General features: G+C 64.5%; 16 protein-coding genes and 1 pseudogene. 11 read left to right on the top strand and 6 right to left on the bottom strand.

Annotated features, from left to right (window positions below; translation table 11 throughout):
• Positions 1-34: 34 nt before the first annotated feature.
• A complete protein-coding gene (locus tag ACS5PV_RS31455) occupies positions 35-532 on the bottom strand; it encodes a DUF427 domain-containing protein (RefSeq protein ID WP_455399249.1) in 498 nt (165 codons plus the stop codon).
• 409 nt (positions 533-941) lie between these two features.
• Between ACS5PV_RS31455 and ACS5PV_RS31460 the strand changes: the two genes are divergently transcribed.
• The 4 genes from ACS5PV_RS31460 to ACS5PV_RS31475 all read left to right on the top strand — a co-directional run bounded on the left by ACS5PV_RS31460 (position 942) and on the right by ACS5PV_RS31475 (position 6,382).
• Complete coding sequence (locus tag ACS5PV_RS31460) at positions 942-2,168, top strand: hypothetical protein (protein WP_455399250.1); 1,227 nt, start codon at positions 942-944, stop codon at positions 2,166-2,168.
• A gap of 346 nt (positions 2,169-2,514) precedes the next feature.
• Positions 2,515-4,209: a methyl-accepting chemotaxis protein gene (locus ACS5PV_RS31465; RefSeq protein ID WP_455399251.1), complete on the top strand. Its 1,695-nt coding sequence runs from the start codon at positions 2,515-2,517 to the stop codon at positions 4,207-4,209.
• A gap of 382 nt (positions 4,210-4,591) precedes the next feature.
• Positions 4,592-5,479, top strand: a complete 888-nt coding sequence (locus ACS5PV_RS31470) for a peptidoglycan-binding protein (RefSeq protein ID WP_455399252.1) — start codon at positions 4,592-4,594, stop codon at positions 5,477-5,479.
• A gap of 192 nt (positions 5,480-5,671) precedes the next feature.
• On the top strand, positions 5,672-6,382 hold the full coding sequence (locus ACS5PV_RS31475) for a peptidoglycan DD-metalloendopeptidase family protein (protein WP_455399253.1): 711 nt from the start codon (positions 5,672-5,674) through the stop codon (positions 6,380-6,382).
• A gap of 159 nt (positions 6,383-6,541) precedes the next feature.
• Here ACS5PV_RS31475 and fabI read toward each other — a convergent pair whose 3' ends face one another.
• The 3 genes from fabI to fabA all read right to left on the bottom strand — a co-directional run bounded on the left by fabI (position 6,542) and on the right by fabA (position 9,413).
• Positions 6,542-7,369 (bottom strand): enoyl-ACP reductase FabI, encoded by an 828-nt coding sequence (fabI, locus tag ACS5PV_RS31480; protein WP_455399254.1) that lies wholly within the window; start codon positions 7,367-7,369, stop codon positions 6,542-6,544.
• A gap of 75 nt (positions 7,370-7,444) precedes the next feature.
• Entirely contained in the window at positions 7,445-8,671 is a 1,227-nt protein-coding gene (gene fabB / locus ACS5PV_RS31485; RefSeq protein WP_455399255.1) for a beta-ketoacyl-ACP synthase I, read from the bottom strand.
• 184 nt (positions 8,672-8,855) lie between these two features.
• On the bottom strand, positions 8,856-9,413 hold the full coding sequence (gene fabA, locus ACS5PV_RS31490) for a 3-hydroxyacyl-[acyl-carrier-protein] dehydratase FabA (protein ID WP_455399256.1): 558 nt from the start codon (positions 9,411-9,413) through the stop codon (positions 8,856-8,858).
• Between the two features lie 233 nt (positions 9,414-9,646).
• On the opposite strand from fabA, the gene irrA reads away from it, so the two are divergent.
• The 3 genes from irrA to ACS5PV_RS31505 all read left to right on the top strand — a co-directional run bounded on the left by irrA (position 9,647) and on the right by ACS5PV_RS31505 (position 11,762).
• Complete coding sequence (gene irrA, locus ACS5PV_RS31495) at positions 9,647-10,147, top strand: iron response transcriptional regulator IrrA (RefSeq protein ID WP_093568865.1); 501 nt, start codon at positions 9,647-9,649, stop codon at positions 10,145-10,147.
• A gap of 227 nt (positions 10,148-10,374) precedes the next feature.
• Positions 10,375-11,151 (top strand): thiazole synthase, encoded by a 777-nt coding sequence (gene thiG / locus ACS5PV_RS31500; protein WP_455399257.1) that lies wholly within the window; start codon positions 10,375-10,377, stop codon positions 11,149-11,151.
• Positions 11,148-11,762: a thiamine phosphate synthase gene (locus ACS5PV_RS31505; protein ID WP_455399258.1), complete on the top strand. Its 615-nt coding sequence runs from the start codon at positions 11,148-11,150 to the stop codon at positions 11,760-11,762. The genes thiG and ACS5PV_RS31505 overlap by 4 nt, the downstream gene beginning before the upstream one ends.
• 69 nt (positions 11,763-11,831) lie before the next feature.
• On the opposite strand, the gene ACS5PV_RS31510 is transcribed toward ACS5PV_RS31505, so the two are convergent.
• On the bottom strand, positions 11,832-12,992 hold the full coding sequence (locus ACS5PV_RS31510; protein WP_455399259.1) for a YaaC family protein: 1,161 nt from the start codon (positions 12,990-12,992) through the stop codon (positions 11,832-11,834).
• Positions 12,993-13,380: 388 nt separating this feature from the next.
• Here ACS5PV_RS31510 and ACS5PV_RS31515 point away from each other — a divergent pair, with 388 nt between their 5' ends.
• From ACS5PV_RS31515 to ACS5PV_RS31530, 4 genes are all read left to right on the top strand, one after another.
• Positions 13,381-13,638 (top strand): hypothetical protein, encoded by a 258-nt coding sequence (locus ACS5PV_RS31515; protein WP_455399260.1) that lies wholly within the window; start codon positions 13,381-13,383, stop codon positions 13,636-13,638.
• 421 nt (positions 13,639-14,059) lie between these two features.
• On the top strand, positions 14,060-14,572 hold the full coding sequence (locus ACS5PV_RS31520; RefSeq protein ID WP_455399261.1) for a DUF488 domain-containing protein: 513 nt from the start codon (positions 14,060-14,062) through the stop codon (positions 14,570-14,572).
• Positions 14,496-15,269 (top strand): hypothetical protein, encoded by a 774-nt coding sequence (locus ACS5PV_RS31525; RefSeq protein WP_455399262.1) that lies wholly within the window; start codon positions 14,496-14,498, stop codon positions 15,267-15,269. Before ACS5PV_RS31520 ends, ACS5PV_RS31525 begins: the two co-directional genes overlap by 77 nt.
• A gap of 24 nt (positions 15,270-15,293) precedes the next feature.
• Positions 15,294-15,896: a hypothetical protein gene (locus ACS5PV_RS31530; RefSeq protein WP_455399263.1), complete on the top strand. Its 603-nt coding sequence runs from the start codon at positions 15,294-15,296 to the stop codon at positions 15,894-15,896.
• A gap of 177 nt (positions 15,897-16,073) precedes the next feature.
• On the opposite strand, the pseudogene ACS5PV_RS31535 reads toward ACS5PV_RS31530, so the two are convergent.
• Positions 16,074-16,672, bottom strand: a pseudogene (locus tag ACS5PV_RS31535) (hypothetical protein); the annotation flags it as partial.

The raw sequence follows: 16,672 nt of genomic DNA on the forward strand, positions 1-16,672 counted from the left end.
GATCGCGAGGGGCAAGAGGATCGCGAGGGGATGGTCACCACCCCATCGTGCCGGGCTCGCCCTTGAACGGGCCGACGATTCTCTGGGTGATCCAGCCGCCGTAGAAGCCGCCCGGCTGCGGCGTGACGCGCTCGTCGCCGACGAAGCACGCCTCCATCGCCCCGGCATAGAACGCCACGTGCCCGGCGAGCGCCGCGAAGGCCCCGGTCGGATCCGGATAGGCCCAGGCCGCCCGGCCCGCCCGATGCCGCGGGCCCACGACGTCGAAGTAGAGGGCGCGGCCCTTCCACTCGCACAGCGAGCCGCCGCCGGCCGGGACGAGCGCCCCCGGCGCGATGTCCTCCGGCGGCAGGTAGTAGCTCGGCGGGTGGGAGGTCTCCAGCACCCGCCAGCCCCGGACCGTGTCGGCGATGGTGACGCCGTCGAAGACGACCCGCAGGCGCTCCGGCACCGGTTCCAGGCGGGGCGGGCGGGGATAGTCCCACACGCTCTCCTGGCCGGGACCCGCCGGATCGGGTTCGGGGTGGCGCATCTCGCACTCTCCTCGCCTCTGTCGCTTCGATAACGCGGTGCCGCGTGAAACGTCGCGCGATTTCGGGACGGACGAAACGCTCCGAACCGGGCTCCGCGGCCATCGCCGGTCATCCCCGAGCGATATCTTTCTCGCGCTTGCCCTGCACCATCGACGGACAGCAGAGAAATATACTTGACAGGCGATCGATGTTTCATGAATTCTCCCATTCGGAACGATGCTCTGCGTCGATTTTTCGGCGAAACGAAGTTTTTGAAAGGTTATCGATTGCATATTGCGCCTTTTTTGCTCATGATCGTCAATATATAAAGTAATTTTTGTTTCTGTATTGTATCATGATTGTCTTGCTTCGCTGGTCGACGGTGAAAATATAATCTTGTAACGCGATCTTGCTGACCGAGAGGCGCCGATGAGCAATCTCGATCTTCCATGGCGGCGACTCACGAGCCGATGGCGGTGGCCGGACATCCTGTCTCTCGGAGCCGGCCTCTGGCTCGCCGCGACCGCCGGTGCCTGGGCACAGTCTCCACCGGCGGTGAGCACCGCCTCGCAGCCGACTCCGCTGACCGAGCGCGGAGCGGCCGTCGCACCGACCACGTCCGACCCGGGCGCGCCCTGTCCCACCCGGCCGGCCGCGGGTCTCAGCCAATCCGGGGATGTTCTCATCACCCTCGATCCAGATACGCTCTGGCGTCCGCGCGGGGGCGAGGTCCATTTCAAGATCGAGGCCGGCAAGTCCGGCAGCACGATCGCGATTCAGAAGGTGCAGGTCTGCCTGGGATGGAGCCGGTCGCCCGCATCCGATAGGCGGACGCTCGCGGTCCCGCACGACCTGTTCCCGTCCCCGATCGTTCGGCCGATCGCCAAGGACGGGAGCGGCGCCTCGTTCGGGGCCACCGTCCCGGATCTCAAGAGCGTGCCGAGCCCATGGCTTTACTGGGGCGCGGTGCCGGACGTCGGCATGACGGCGATCGACACCGTACCGGTCGCCGACATGGTCGTGGTCGTGACGCTCGCCGACGGGAAGACGGCGGAGTTCCTGCTGCCGGTCGGCGTCACAAGCGTGTCCTATGCCGTCGGCGTCGTGGCCGTCTGCCTGTTCGGCTTCCTCCTGGCCGCGTGGCTCATCCGGGACCGTGATGCGCCTGCGCGGGACTTCATTCTGAATCTCGTCAGTTCGACGGACGGATACGGCAGCCTGTCGCAGTTTCAGATCCTGCTCTGGACGGTGACGATCGGTCTATCGACGGTCTACGTGATGGTGCTGTCCGGAAATCTGATCAATCTCACCAGCGGAACGCTGGTCCTCCTCGGCATCGCCAGTGCCGCGGCGCTCGCGGCCAGGCTCCAGCCGCGAACCGGCGCTCCCACGTCCCAGTCAGCCTCCCCTAACAAGTCTCCGAAATGGTCCGATCTCGTGGTCGTCGCGAAGTCGGTGGATCTCACGCGCGTCCAGATGCTGGTGTTCACGCTGATCACGGCCGCCTTCGTGACCTTGAAAGTCGTCACGGGGTATATCATCCCGGAGATTCCCGTGAACTTCCTGCTGCTGATGGGCATCAGCAACGGCGTCTACATCACAGGACGCCAGCTTCCGAACCAGGAGGATGGTCCGATCAAGGCCAGTCCCTCGTGACGGCGTCGCGATGACATCGACGCTCGTGCCCGGCGGCGATGCGGGGGAGGAGGGATCGGTTTCGCCACCGGGGCGACCCGGGTCCGGGTGGCCCAACCGGTCAGCCCCCGGCTGGGACGCGCGCGGGTCGCCATGCGCGCGGGCTGCGGTCGACCGCAGCCCGCATCACCGCCCACGGCACGGCCGTGACGAGGCCGGCTACGCGGCCACCCGGCGCGACTCGACCGGCGCGTGGAAATATCCAGAAATATTATGGGCTGCGCCGGCGTGACTTACTGCATGATATTTTATTAATAAATTTCGTTGTTTGATCCTTCGAGCAACGTCTCTTCCTGATCAAGCAAGCATGATCGCCCTCCGTCACCGCCTCCGCCTCCGGACCCAGCTTCTCGGGCTCGCCGCCCTCGTCGTGCTCATCGTGGCCGCCGTCGGCGGGCGGGCGACGCTGAGCGTGTACCGGAGCACGGCGGAGACCGAGGAGATCGGCGACCAGCTGCTGCCGCGCGTCGCCCTGATCGGCGACCTGCGGGCGGTGATGACGCGCGTGCGTCTCGGCGCGACCCGCGTCATCGACGAGGCCGATCCGGTGGCGCGGGCCCGGGCCGCGGAGCGCAACACGGTCCGCATCGGCGAAATGCAGGGCCTGATCCAGGACTTCTCGAAGCTCAAGGCCGATCCCGAGACTGCGACCGCCTTCGCGGAGTTCACCCGGCACTGGCGGACCTATCTCGACGCGCAAGGAGCCGCCTTCGCGGCGGCGGCGAGCGGTGACGCCAAGGGCGCCCGCACCGCCTTCAACGGCCCGGCCAACACGCTCTACGACGCGGCCTGGAAGGAGCTCGACGGCCTGAAGGCGGCGACCGGCCGGCGGGCGACCGCCGGCGCCGAGGCCGCCCGCGCGGCCGATGCGAGCACGCTCGCCACGATCGTGCTCTCCACCGTGATCGGCGCGCTCGTCGCCCTCGCATCGACCACGTGGCTCGCCCGCGACATCGCCGGCCGGGCCCTGCAGGTCGCCTCGGTGATGACGGGCCTGGCGCGCGGCACCATCGACGTGACGGTGCCGTGCACCGGGCACCGGGACGAGATCGGCGAGATCGCCCGGGCGGCGCTGGGCTTCCAGGCGAGCCTGCGCCGAAACCGCGATCTCGAGGCGGAGACGGCCGAGGCGCGGCTGTCGGCGGAGGAGCAGCGCCGGAGCGGCATGCGCCGGATCGCCGACGGCTTCGAGCAGGCGGTCGGCGGCATCGTCGGGCTGGTCTCGTCCTCGGCCACCGAGCTGGAGGCGACCGCCCGGCAGATGTCCGCCACCGCGGGCCGGACCGCTTCCCAGACCGACACGGTGGCGGGCGCCGTCGCCGGGGCCTCCGCCAATGTCGGCACGGTCGCGGCCGCCGCCGAGCAGCTGAGCGCGTCGGTCCGGGAGATCGACCGGCAGGTCGCCGGCTCGGCCGCTCTCGCCCGCGCGACGGCGCAGGAGGCCGACCAGACCGGAGCGCTGGTTCAGGAGCTGAGCGCGGCGGTCTCGCGCATCGGCGATGTCGTGACGATGATCTCGTCGATCGCCGCGCAGACCAACCTGCTCGCGCTGAACGCCACCATCGAGGCTGCCCGCGCCGGCGCGGCCGGCCGCGGCTTCGCCGTGGTGGCGGCGGAGGTGAAGGAGCTCGCTGCGCAGACCGCGCAGGCGACGCGCGAGATCTCGGGGCAGATCGCCGGCGTGCAGGGGGTGACGGGTCAGGCGGTGACGGCGATCGGCGCAATCACCGGCCGCATCCAGGAGATGAACCGCGTCGCGTCGTCGATCGCCGCGGCGGTGAAGGAGCAGGGCGAGGCGACGGACGAGATCGTGCGCAGCGTCGGCCAGGCGGCCGAAGGCACCGGCGTGGTGACGGACACCATCGCGAGCGTCGCCGGTGCGGCCGGGGAGACCGGCGAGGCCGCTTCGCAGGTGCTCGGCGCGGCGACCGAGCTGTCGCGCCAGTCCGAGCACCTGCGGGCGGAGGTCGCCCGCTTCCTCGATACCGTGCGGGCCGCTTGATCCTGTACCGTACCCGCTCCTTGGGTAAGCAGGCTTTTGCATCGCAAAAGTAATCGGGCATCGTGGCAAGTGAGCGACGCTCGCGACCGCCAGCAGCGGAGAGATGTGCGAGCGGATCATCGATCGCACGTTGATGGGTCGTCAGAGCAGGTTCCTTGTCCTGGCACTGCTCCACTCCGCGATTGGAATTGGTTTTCTATGTTTACTCGGAGACATGCAAAATACCGAAATATTGCTCTGCACGTGATTTTTTTCCTACAATCTGCGACGATTGATCGGCAATACGAATTATCGCATGGTTTGTTTGCATTTCCGATTGGCAGTGATATATTGATTAAAGTCGCCACGTCGTGCAATTTGGCGTATGATATATCAGGAGGGGATGACCGTTATATTGTCGCCGCTTCAGATTTTCGAGAAAATCACGCATAGGGCCTTGCCGAATTATACGCGGGCCTTCGAGCACGACGAAGCCCTGTTCGACAAGTATGAAATCAACACGCCTTTAAGGCTGTGTCATTTCTTTGCCCAAGTCTTGTACGAATGCGGAAGTGGAACAATTTTATTCGAAAATATGAGGTACAAGACAGCTGGCAGGCTTTTGCAGATATTTGGTGTCGGCCGTCATTCGGCAGCCATCAGGCCGGATGAGGTCGATCGATATCTCGACAATCCGGAGGGCCTGGCAGAGCGGGTCTACGGTCTCGGGAACCCGATCAAGGCCCAGAAGCTGGGCAACAAGCGGCCCGGTGACGGCTACCGGTATCGGGGTGGGGGGCTTCTTCAAACCACGGGCGGCGATGCCTATGCCAGAATGGGGCAGCGCGCAGGTGCCGATTTCTACGATCATCCAGAGCTGATCGTGGACCCACGATACGCCCTCAAACCTGCTATCTACGAATGGGATGATGGGAAGTGCAACAAATATGCAGACAAGAATGACTTGCGGACGATCACCATTATCATCAATGGCGGCTTGAACGGATTGGAAGGACGGCAAGCGCTGTTCGATCGGAACTGGCCCATCATCAGCAAGGACTCGGCGGCTGCCTGGAGCGTGTCGCTCATGGACGAGGATACGATGTGGCTACAGGAGGCCTTGAACGAACTCGGCGCCGATCCTCTGTTGCTCGTCGACGGCCGTTACGGCCCGGCCACGACTGAGGCGGTCAGGAAATTCCAGATCCTGGCTTCGCTTCCCGTCGATGGGGTGGCCGGACCTGTCACACGCGCAGCGATTACGCTTCGTCTCGACAGCAAGCGAGGCTGAGCGATGATTTCCGGGCGTGATGCGATGCCCGGAAGAGTCCTCTCGGACATCGCATCACCAGCCCGCGCGACGATGCCGTGGGCTTCGCGCGTCTGAGCGAAGTTGGTCTCCGCATCGCGAACCGATCAACGGAGATCGTACGGACTATCCAGAATCTCTTTCAGCCTTCACGGTCCAACTGGCGGGTCGATCATGCGCTTTCCCTTGAGCTTCGTGCCGACGCAGTCGTGGCATGTTGCGCCGCTGAAGTTCGGCGCCAACCGGAACGGCGGCAAGCGCAAGCACGCCGGCTGCGACCTCTACGCGCCGATCGGCACGCCGATCTACGCCGTCGCGGACGGAATCGTGAAGGGGTTCGCGTCGTTCTATCTCGGCACCTACGCGCTGACCATCGATCATGGTCAGTTCTGGGTCCGCTACGGAGAAATCTCGAAGACGATCGCGTCGAAATTTCCCATCGGCGCCCAGGTTCACGAAGGCGACCAGATCGGTGAGATCGGTGATCTGATCGGCCTCAGCTTGTCGATGCTGCACTTCGAGATGTATGACGGGACTGCCGCCGGGCCGCTCACGGTGCCGTCGAATACGCCGTACATGCGTCGCTCAGATCTGATCGACCCGACCGGTTACCTCGATGCCTGGGCGGGTGCCGCGGGTCCGGGAGCAAATCTATCGCACATCGCGTCCTACCCGACGCTGCAACTGGGCAGCCAGGGTGATGCCGTCCTGGCGTGGCAGATCCGGCTGCACAATCAAGGTTACGCGGTCTCGCTGGACGCACAGTACGGGCCGGTGACGCAGGATGCGACACGGCAATTCCAACAGGATGACGGCTTCCAAGTCGCCGACGGCGTCGTCGGGCCCGAGACTTACAGAGCCATGACGGAATGGGAGAAATACTAGGGCACCATCCGATCGCGTTGCGGTCGGGTGGTGCCTTGAATCTCTGATCTCGCCGCGTACCTTCGACTGACCGGTCTCAGCCTCGTCGGAAAACGCTTCAGAGGCGATCGAACGGTGCGTCGCGGTCGTGCCCTGGCGCGGTGCGGCCCGGCAGTGAACTCAGGCGTCGGTCACGCCCGCCGCGTCCTGCGCCTTCAGCACCTCGGGCCGCGGCATCGAGACGATGTTGTAGCCCGAATCGACGTAGTGGACCTCGCCGGTGACGCTGCCGGACAGGGGCGAGAGCAGGTAGAGGCCCGAGCCGCCGATATCCTCCAGCGTCGCGGTGCGCCGCAGGGGCGCGTGCGCCGCCTGGTGGTTGAACATCAGGCGGGCATCCGCGATGCCGGCGCCGGCGAGCGTGCGCACCGGGCCGGCCGAGAGCGCGTTGACCCGCAGCCCCTGCGGCCCGAGATCGGCCGCGAGGTAGCGCACCGAGGCCTCCAATGCCGCCTTGGCGAGGCCCATCACGTTGTAGTTCGGCATCACCCGGGTCGAGCCGCCATAGGTGAGCGTCAGCAGCGAGCCGCCGGGGCGCATGCGCTTCGCCGCCCGCTGGGCCACTTCCGTGAACGAGAAGCACGAGATCACCATCGTGCGGGAAAAGTTCTCCCGGGTGGTGACGTCGACGTAGCGGCCCTTGAGCTGCGACTTGTCGGAGAAGCCGATGGCGTGGACGACGAAGTCGAACCCCTCGGGCCAGGCCTCGTCGAGGGCGGCGAAGGTCGCATCGACCGAGGCCAGATCCTCGACGTCGCAGGGGACGACCAGGGAGGAGCCGAGCGTGCCGGCGAGCGGCCCGACGCGGCGGCCGAGCGCCTCGCCCTGGTAGGTGAAGGCGAGTTCCGCGCCCTGGGCCGCCAGGGCCCGGGCGATGCCCCAGGCGATGGAGTGGTCGTTCGCGACGCCCATCACGAGCCCGCGCTTGCCTGCCATCAAACCCGTCACGCCCGATCCTCCGCTGTCATGGATGGACCGGGCGTTTACGCGGCGGGCGGGCTCCTGTCCACGCCGCGGGGGGGATCAGGCGTCGACGTGCTTGAGCACCAGCGTGGCGTTGGTGCCGCCGAAGCCGAACGAGTTGCTGAGCACGTGGCCGAGCTGCACGTCGTCCTTGCGGGCGCGCAGGATCGGCATGTCGGCGAAGGCGGGGTCGAGCTCGTCGATGTGGGCGCTCTCGCAGATGAAGCCGTTGTTCATCATCAGGAGCGAGTAGATCGCCTCCTGCACGCCGGTGGCGCCGAGGGAGTGGCCGGTCAGCGACTTCGTCGCGGCGATCGGCGGGCAGGCGTCGCCGGTGCCGAACACCTCGCGGATCGCCTCGATCTCCTTGTCGTCGCCGACCGGGGTCGAGGTGGCGTGGGGGTTGATGTAGTCGATCTTCGCGCCCCTCAAGCCCTCGATCGCCTGGCGCATGCAGCGCACCGCGCCCTCGCCGGACGGCGCCACCATGTCGTGGCCGTCCGAGGTGGCGCCGTAGCCCGCGACCTCGCCGTAGATGCGCGCGCCGCGGGCGCGGGCATGCTCCAGCTCCTCCAGCACCAGCACGCCGGCGCCGCCCGCGATGACGAAGCCGTCGCGGTTCCGGTCGTAGGCGCGCGAGGCGCGCGAGGGGGTCTCGTTGTACTTCGAGGACATGGCGCCCATGGCGTCGAACAGGACGGACAGGGTCCAGTCCAGCTCCTCGCAGCCGCCGGCGAAGATGATGTCCTGGCGCCCGCCCTGGATGATCTCGGCGGCGTTGCCGATGCAGTGGTTCGAGGTCGCGCAGGCCGACGAGATCGAGTAGTTCACGCCCCGGATCTTGAACCAGGTCGCGAGCGTCGCCGAGGCCGTCGAGGACATGGCCTTGGGCACCGCGAAGGGTCCGACGCGCTTCGGCCCCTTGGCACGGGCGATGTCGGCGGCCTCCACCAGCGCGCGGGTCGAGGGACCGCCCGAGCCCATGATGATGCCGGTGCGCTCGTGCGAGACTTCCGCCTGCTCGAGGCCCGCGTCGCGGATCGCCTGCTCCATCGCGACGTGGTTCCAGGCGGTGCCGCCGCCGTGGAAGCGCATCGCGCGGCGGTCGACCACCTCCTCGGCGTCCAGGGTGGGGGCACCCTGGACCTGGCTGCGGAAGCCGTGGGCGGAAAAGTCCTCGGCGCGGGAGATGCCCGAGCGCGCCTCGCGCAAGGAAGCCAGAACCTCCTGGGTGGAATTGCCGATGGACGAGACGATGCCCATCCCGGTGATTGCCACGCGCCTCATGATCGTCGGAACCCTCCGGAGCGGCGCCACTCGCGCCCGCGGGCGCTGTCGCCACGCAGGTGTCACCTAGGCGCCCGATGCCGTAATCTCAACCGCCCAGCGGGGGAAAGGGTCCCGGCGGGCCCGCGCGAGGCCCGCTTTTCGGCGGGCCGGATCGCCCGCCGTGACGGGCGCTCATCAAGTATCAGCCGCCGGCGGCGGGGGTGGCGGCCTGGAACAGGCCGACGCGCAGGTCCTGCGCCTCGTAGATGCGCCGGCCGTCGGCCTCGAGCCAGCCGTCGGCGATGCCGAGCACCAGGCGGCCCTGGCGGACGCGCTTGAGATCGACGCCGTAGACGACCTTCTTGACGCTCGGCAGCACCTGGTCGCTGAACTTGACCTCGCCGACGCCGAGCGCCCGGCCGCGGCCCGGCGAGCCGAGCCAGCCGAGATGGAAGCCGACGAGCTGCCACAGCGCGTCGAGGCCGAGGCAGCCCGGCATCACCGGGTCGCCGTGGAAGTGGCAGGGGAAGAACCAGAGGTCGGGCCGCACGTCGAGCTCGGCGAGCACGTGGCCCTTGCCGTGGGCGCCGCCGTCGCGGCCGATCGAGGTGATGCGGTCGAACATCAGCATCGGCGGCAGCGGCAGCTGGGCGTTGCCGGCGCCGAACATCTCGCCGCGGCCGCAGGCCAGCAGGTCCTCGTAGGAGAAGCTCGAGGGCCGGCTCGGGGCGTCGGGGGCGGAGGTCTGGTCGGCGGACATGGGCGGGGCGACATCCTCGGTCTTCAGGGGCCTGACCCACCGGCAGGGGTCGGGGGCGGCGGGATGGCGCCTCGTTATCACAGCGCCCGGGACTGTTCAAAGCGGGCGCAAGGCCATAGTCTGTAACGCTTCTGATCTGCGCCTCGACGGCCGCGGTCGGGTTGCGGCGGGGTGTTCGGCGGCTTATAACGAGGGGTAATAGTGCCGTCGTACAACGAGTCGTAGCTCCGCTGATGAACGACCTGTCGCCCCTGCGCGCCGTCCTCGGCGCCCGCGTCCCGGCCCTCGAGTCCGGCGCCGCCGGCCAGCGGCGCGGCTGCCCGCTCTCGGACCTGCGCGACCGCCTGCGCCGCGCTGGCCTGCGCCCGACGCGCCAGCGCCTCTCCCTCGGCTGGCTCCTGTTCGGCAAGGGCGACCGGCACCTCACCGCCGAGATGCTGTACGACGAGGCGATGCGGGCCAAGGTGCCGGTGTCGCTCGCGACCGTCTACAACACCCTGCACCAGTTCACCGAGGCCGGCCTGCTGCGCCAGCTCGCGCTCGACGGCTCCAAGGCTTACTTCGACACCAACCCGAGCGAGCACCACCACTTCTTCCTGGAGGAGGAGGGCCAGGTGCTCGACATGCCCGATTGCGGCATCACCGTCGACTCGCTGCCCCAGGCCCCCGAGGGCATGGAGATCGCCGGCGTCGAGGTGATCGTGCGCCTGCGCCGCCGGGGCGGCCGGGCCTGAAGCCCACCCGCACCGTGACGCCTTCGAGGGCCGCGTCTCCGGAACGGGACGCGGCCCTTTCGTCATGAAGGGCCGGTGCCGGCGCGCGGGCGCATCCCCATCTTGAGGCGGACGCAAGGCGGCGACGGCGCCGGGCCGGTATCCTGCCCCAGAGGTCGGACCCGGGGCCGCGGGCCTTGCCCGATCCGGCCACCGATCCGGTCCACGAGATATTCTGGAGGACTTCCATGACCCCCCACGACGACCCGTTCGTCATCGCCGGCACGACCCTGTCCTCGCGCCTCCTCATCGGCACCGCCGGCTACCCGACGCAGGCGATCATGAGCGAGGCGGTGCGGGAGAGCGGCGCCGAGGTGGTGACGGTCTCGATCCGCCGCATCTCGCTCCACGGCCACGGCTCGGACACGGTGGCGCGCCTGAAGGGCGCCCGCTTCCTGCCCAATACCGCCGGCTGCGAGACCGCCCGCGACGCCGTGATGACGGCGGAGCTGGCCCGCGAGGCGATGGGCACGAACTGGATCAAGGTCGAGGTGATCGGCGACCGCGAGACGCTCTATCCCGATGTCGCCGAGACGATCGAGGCCACCCGCCAGCTGGTCGAGGCCGGCTTCACCGTGCTGCCCTACTGCAACGACGATCCCGTCGTGTGCAGTCGGCTCGCCGATCTGGGTGCGGCCGCGGTGATGCCGATGGGCTCGCTGATCGGCTCCGGCATGGGGGTCGCCAACCCGGCGAATCTCGAGCTGATCTGCCGGCGCTCGCCGGTGCCGGTGATCGTCGATGCGGGTATCGGCACGGCCTCCGACGCGGTGATCGCGATGGAGCTGGGCGCCGCCGCGGTGCTCCTCAACACCGCCGTCGCCAAGGCCGACGATCCGGTGCGGATGGCCCGCGCCATGCGCCACGCCGTCGAGGCCGGCCGCCTCGCCCATCTCGCCGGCCGCATCCCGCGTCGCGCCCGCGCCGAGCCGTCGAGCCCGCAGCTCGGCCTCGTCGGCTCGTGAGCCTGCCCGCCCGCCTGCTGATCGTCACCGACCGGCACGGCTGCCCCGAACCCTTGCCCGACCGCGTCGCCGCCTGCCTCGCGGCGGGCGCCCGCTGGATCTGGCTGCGCGACCGCGACCTGCCGGCGCCGGAGCGGGCGGCTTTGGCCGAGACTCTGGCCGGGCAGGTGGCGCGGGTGGGGGGAGCGCTCACCATCGGGCGCGATGTGGAGCTGGCGGCGAGAGTGGGGGCCGCGGGGGTTCAGCTCGGCGGGGCGGCGGACGTGGCGGCGGCCCGGGCGCGGCTGGGGCGGGGGGCGCTGCTCGGCGTCTCGGCTCATTCGCTCGGCGACGTGCGGGCGGCGCGGGAGGCGGGGGCGGATTACGTGACCTTGAGCCCGATTTTTTTGACGGCCAGTAAGCCGGGGTATGGGCCGGCTCTGGGGTTGGGGGTGTTGCGCGAGGCGGCGGGGTTGATGCCGGTGGTGGCGCTTGGCGGCGTTGATGTCGGTACGACAGCTGCCTGCCGCGAGGCGGGGGCTGCGGCCGTGGCGGTGATGGGGGCTGTAATGCGGGTGTCGGATGTCGGATCAGTGGTAGTAAGGCTCGAATTGAACGAATATTCATCATAGCATTGCTAATTTTAACTCTGAGCTTTAGATCGCACCACAGTTCATAAAAAACTTGTAAATGCAAGAATATTAATCTATGCATACGTGGTAAGATCGCGAAAGCTCGCTTAGGCAGAGCAGTGGCAGTCGTTCCTCAGCAATTTCGAGAAAATGCTCTGATACAATTGCGAGCGGTTCGCTATTTTCTACGGATTTAATCCACAAATCAGGAAAATACCTAGCAAAATTTCCTAAAATATGGAGTGACGTATATAAGTAGCCGAATTCGTTGATAATGTTATCCTTACAAAATAATACATCGTCCACATTGATGTTAACGCAGTCAGGGCTTATAGAGTCGTCGTAATAAATTCCATCTGTTAATAATTCAAATATGCCGCCTCCGAATTGTCCGCCAGTGTGAAAATTGAATCCATCTATGCGCGGGTTTTTGAACTTGAATTTCTCCATAAAATCGTCGACTGATATTGCAAATTCTGGATGTATAATTGTCGATATTGCGCTTCTTTTGGTCACGCGATTATCATTGAACTCAACTCGCCCGCGCACAAAATTTGACGATACGCCATAAGATGTTATTATATTTGCCATTCCCGGCACATGAGAAATAGTATCAAGTAAACTTATCCCTGCTCTTTCGATTTTCGGATATGCGGCATCAGATGATTGCATGAGGGTGCTATAATGTTGTAGAATTGTTCCGTTTGCTTGTGTCTTAATGTGTTTTCCGATCGTCGGCATTCCACGGGCAGATCGATGCCAAAGCTCGAAAGTGCCAGAGCGAACGCCTCCGCCTTTTATAAGCGGGATTGCTTTCAGTGACGACGCTACTTCACTGAAATCTTCACTTTTCCGAATTCGAGCCTCGTCAGCTTGCAAGCTCAAGCCATGATGATTATGCTCCAGACGAGCTTTGTCGAGGCTACTTTCGCCGCCCTGCTTCATTAATATCTCAGCAAGAGCCAAGCTCATGCAGCAATAGTACATTAAGACAGGTTTTGTTGCTAAAGTTGCATTATGTGCAGCAATCGCATACTCTTTAGCCTGTAATAATGAATAGCGTATGTGAGCGGCCTGTTTTTCGGCGAATTTCCGATATTTTGCCGGAACGGATAACAGTTCGACGTGCTTATCAAATGTGAATCTCGTATTATGAAATTTCCTCAATCCCGCCCACGCGTACCGCGCCGTATCTCGCGTTCGGACTTCCGTATGCGATTTTAGAAGCATTTTATAACCAAAAATTATCTGGACGCTTCAGTAAACACCCAAATCTAACGTATTGCAATGCTGAAATTAGGCGCCTCCCGCGATTATCTTGAAATATCACAAGACGAGGGGAAGCAATAATTTAGATCATCAGCGCATTTGGTGCGGACGGCGGGAGACCGTCAGTACCACGCCAGAGCATTGAAACTGTTGACGTTTTCAGGCTTTCGGAAGGCGCCTTTGTAGCGCGCTTTGTAGCGGTTGGCGAGTGGGCTCGTGTGCTGCTGACATGCCGTAATCATGTGATGCTCCTGTATGTAGCCCTTCTGTCTTGCCTCCGACCGAAGGGGTGGGGGTCGGAAGGCGCTGAAACGACCGGCACAAGCTCGATTGGCGCAGCTTCGAGGCCATGAACCGAGACCCCAGCGGCCTCCTGGGGGAGATCAAGCAGGCGCTCAACGTGGTTCACATGGTCAGAAACAACGCCGTCCATCCGGGTGCGATCAACCTGGACGACAACCCCGAAACCGTGAACACCCTGTTCCTGCTGATCAACGCCATCGCGGATCGGATGATCACGCAGCGCAAGAAGGTCGCGGAGCTGTATGAGGCGATGCCGCCGGGCGTGCTGGTCGCGAACAAGAGGCGAGACGCACCCAGGACGTAGCGCCGTGTCGGAACTGCTCGCGGGACCGGCGATCCACCCTCCAGGCTTGTCGCACCCGTGAGGAACGCGCAAGGCGGCCGGCTGGGCTAAAGCGCAGCGCCTACTTGGTGGGGCGGAACGGTTCAAGACTGAGCCGTGACACGGTCCAACTGAGCTTGCCCCGAGCCCATGCGGGTAGCAGGCAGTACCGAGGACGCGGCCCTCCGGGTGGCATGGCGCGAGCTAGGTGATTGGGGCTTCGACGGCGCAGCAGTCATCCCGCGGCGCAGCCTCCCCCGCCTCTCTGCGGCCCATGTAGCCTCAAGAGCCAAGCTCGCTTCCGACATGCTCGAGAACCGAGCTGCCTTGCCGAACGCAGCCTAGCAGGTGGACCGAGCCTCCGGTCTCCCGTATCCCCGAGGTCAGGACACGAGGGTAGGCAGTGCAGACGATCTTCACCATCGGCTACGAAGGAACGGACATCGACCGGTTCATCGGCACCCTCGTAGATGTGGGCGTTGAGACCCTCGTAGATGTGCGAGCAGTGACCGTCTCGCGCAAAAAGGGCTTCTCTAAGAACGGGCTGAGGGCTCGCTTGGAGGCCGATGGAATAAAATACGTACATCTTCGCGACCTTGGTGATCCAAAGCCCGGACGGGAAGCTGCAAGAGCAGGTCGATACGACGACTTCCGTGCCATCTACACTCGTCATCTGAGCGGAAACGAGGCGCAGCAGGCACTTACCGCTCTCGGCGCGATTGTTAGCAAGCAGGTGACGTGCCTGATGTGCTTCGAGCGTGATCCCACCGTCTGTCACAGGTCGATCGTAGCCCTTGCGCTCAAGGAGCAGTTTGGGGCAGCTTTCGATTTGTACGGCGATGTACCGGGTCGTTACCGAAATGCTTCAATCCGCAAGGGCTACGATCCTCGTCAAGGCGCTACCGCAGCCGAGTAAAACCTACGGCGAAACCGTCTGTTGCGCTGGAGTAACCTCAGAAGGAAGGTGGCTCCGGCTCTACCCCGTCAGGTTTCGACATCTCAAAGAAGCGAGCTTTTCACGCTGGGACTGGGTTGAGTTCAAATACCGCCCTCCGAAAGCTGACCGGCGACGCGAAAGCTGCCACGTCTACGAAGAGACCATCAAGAAGGACGGGCATTTGCCTGATCGCGAGCGGTCGACGCTGCTTGAGCCTCTGATCGTCGGCTCCGCCCTGGAAGCACAGGAGCGAGGACAATCCCTAGCCTTGATACGGCCTCGGAACACGCGGTTCACCTACCGGGCGAAGAAGCCTGCTGACATTGAGGCCGACCGCGAAGCCTACAAGCGGGCAGCGTGTCAAACCTCGTTCTTCGATGAGGAACTCGCGGCGCTCGACCCATCCCCTTTCGAGTTCAAGTTCAGCTTCGAGGACGCTGCAGGGCGGCACGAGTACCGCAACGGCGACTGGGAAGCGCACGCCATGTTCTGGCGTGAGCGGCAGCGAACCAGCGAGACCGAAGCCCTCCGTTGGATGGACGGTGTCTTCAATCAGGACTACCCACGCCGTGGGATGGCGTTTGCGATCGGCAACATGTTCAAGAGGCCCAAGACGTGGCAGTTGCTCGGAGTTTTGCGCCTTGACGAGGCCAAGCAGGCTACATTCGCCTTCTGACGCTCTCCTACTCCTGACGACCTGATGGGCGTCCGTACCGTGCTCGATGATCGGCAAGGCCATGCCAGGGAGACAAGAGCCAGCCTTTCAGCGTGGCAGACGCCATCTGAGTTTTCTGCGATTGTCGAGGACGCCCGTGACCGCGTAGGCGCGTACGTGATCTTCCGCAGCCCTGCTTGGTCGTTCTGGCGGGACGCCTGGATCATCAGCCGCTTCGCGGAACTCGCCCAGGCTCATGAAGTCCAACTGACCGGTGAGACCGAGCAGTACCCCGATGGTCGCGTGAGGCTTGGTGGGGAGACGCTGAACGTAGAAGCTACAGAGGCCATGATGCCCGGCCGAAAACGGGCGAACGAGTACGCACCTCATGCACCCGTTGCGCGGCATGATCCCTCAGCAGGCTGGGATAATCGCCTCGATCAAATCCCTGGCGTGCTCAACAGAGTGATCAGCAAAAAGGCCAGATTGCACTACGTCCCAAAGCCGTGCTTAGTAGTTTATCTCAACATCGGAGTTTATGGAGATTATCGGGACGCTGAGACGCGCACCGTCATTGCGAGCATTAAAGAGAGGTACGCAGGCAGCTTCACGGGTCTGTACGTTCTGCGAGGTGGCGAGCTGCTTTGATTGAGGTAGTGCGGGCTGGAAACCGGTGTACGGTCTTCGGACGCAGCCCGCCACCGTCAACATGGTAGAGGTTGCTGTTCCGCAGGTTGAGGGTGTTGCAGTCTCGGTATCGGACGCCCATGCGCTCGAAGTCACCGGCCACAAGGCGCGCTACAGCACGCAGCAGAAGGTACGAAGCTAAGCGGCTCTCGACGCGAGTGCCCATGTGTTTTTGGGCGTGTTGTGAGCTTGGGTAATAAACCTCGCTCCGCCGGAGGCTGACGCCTCGTTTTCGTGCTCTACCGAGATGCACATCTTGCCGAGGTCAAGAGGCTTCTGCGACTTCGTCCGTTCTGCGCTGGCCTTCTGTCTCGATCGGACATTCACGTACCGGCTGACCAACTGCTGTGTGACATCCAGGATGCCGGCCATCTCCGTGTGGGTGAGGTCGGGATAGTGGTCGCAGAGCCAGAGGACACAGCCTTGCACGTCCAAGCGACTGAGACGCCGCTCTTGGAAGCTGTCGAGCGCCTTGCGAGCTTGCTCGACCACTGAACGAGATGGCCTCGCTTCCATCTTGGCTAGCGTGATGATCCACCTAGCCTCAATCCACGTCCTGCCCTGTGGGCCGATGACATCGAAAGGGTAGCGGACCTTCGGTGGTTTGGCCGGGATGAACCGCCCCGGGTTTCCCGGAGGCTCCAACTTCTGAGAGGATGGAGCCATGACGAAGCGAACAACCCCGTTTTCCCCTGAGGTGCGCGAACGTGCCGTGCGGATGGTGCGCGACCACGAGA

Source organism: Methylobacterium sp. Gmos1 (assembly GCF_053764715.1).